Here is a 1,318-nt window from a genome sequence, read left to right as displayed (position 1 = left end):
AAGTTGGAATCGCTAGTAATCGCGGATCAGCATGTCGCGGTGAATACGTTCCCGGGTCTTGTACACACCGCCCGTCACACCATGGGAGCGGGTTTTACCAGAAGTAGGTAGCTTAACCGCAAGGAGGGCGCTTACCACGGTAGGATTCGTGACTGGGGTGAAGTCGTAACAAGGTAGCCGTATCGGAAGGTGCGGCTGGATCACCTCCTTTCTAGAGTTTGCACGAACTGGGTAACTGGTTCACGCATCAAATGTTCACACTTATCGGCTGTTAATATAAAGAACAGCATTTGGGGCTGTAGCTCAGCTGGTTAGAGCACCGTGTTGATAACGCGGGGGTCGTTGGTTCGAGTCCAACCAGCCCTACCAGTTTCTGTAGTCTGGAAATACCCTAGGGGGATTAGCTCAGCTGGGAGAGCACCTGCTTTGCAAGCAGGGGGTCGTCGGTTCGATCCCGTCATCCTCCACCAAAAGTTCAAACGTAAATCAGTGCAGATAGTGTGCCGGGATTTAGGTTTGGTCTTTTCGAGATCAAGTGCTGTATGTTCTTTAACAATCTGGAAGAAGTAAAGATTATTTATTGATTGGTTTGCCGTAAAAGGTGAATCGATGGGTAATGATTGTATGTATCAACAAACAAGCAACAACGTTGTACTTTCTTATCCCTGTAGCGCTCTTTCATTATGCAAATGATGAGAGGCTAACGTTATAGGGACAAGCGAATAAGTGCACATGGTGGATGCCTTGGCGATTACAGGCGATGAAGGACGTAGTAGCTTGCGATAAGCTGCGGGGAGTGAGCAAACACACTTTGATCCGCAGATTTCCGAATGGGGCAACCCACCCTTTTAGGGTATTGCAACCTGAATACATAGGGTTGCAAGGCGAACGCGGCGAACTGAAACATCTAAGTAGCTGCAGGAAAAGAAATCAACCGAGATTCCCAAAGTAGCGGCGAGCGAAATGGGAAGAGCCTGTACGTGATAGTCGGACTGATAGAAGAATCCTCTGGAAATAGGAACCGTAGCGGGTGATAGTCCCGTATTCGAAATCAGACCGGTGATACTAAGCGTACGACAAGTAGGGCGGGACACGTGACATCCTGTCTGAATATGGGGGGACCATCCTCCAAGGCTAAATACTCGTAATCGACCGATAGTGAACCAGTACCGTGAGGGAAAGGCGAAAAGAACCCCGGAAGGGGAGTGAAATAGATCCTGAAACCGTGTGCATACAAACAGTAGGAGCGGACTTGTTCCGTGACTGCGTACCTTTTGTATAATGGGTCAGCGACTTACATTCAGTGGCAAGGTTAACC

Annotated in this window: 2 tRNA genes and 2 rRNA genes; all 4 read left to right on the top strand. The window is 48.8% G+C overall.

What is annotated here, in order from left to right:
* A 16S ribosomal RNA gene (locus tag ACP7DE_RS27965) occupies positions 1 to 211 on the top strand; the annotation flags it as partial.
* A gap of 81 nt (positions 212 to 292) precedes the next feature.
* Positions 293 to 369: transfer RNA gene (locus tag ACP7DE_RS27960), tRNA-Ile, on the top strand.
* 25 nt (positions 370 to 394) lie between these two features.
* Positions 395 to 470, top strand: a tRNA-Ala gene (locus ACP7DE_RS27955).
* A gap of 242 nt (positions 471 to 712) precedes the next feature.
* Positions 713 to 1,318: ribosomal RNA gene (locus ACP7DE_RS27950) — 23S ribosomal RNA — on the top strand; the annotation flags it as partial.

This window comes from Janthinobacterium sp. DSP2-3-3, assembly GCF_049897325.1.
In the GTDB taxonomy this organism is placed as follows: Bacteria; Pseudomonadota; Gammaproteobacteria; order Burkholderiales; family Burkholderiaceae_D; genus Janthinobacterium.
The sequence above is the reverse complement of the archived record's forward strand: the minus strand, read 5'-3'. Positions and strand labels throughout refer to the sequence as shown.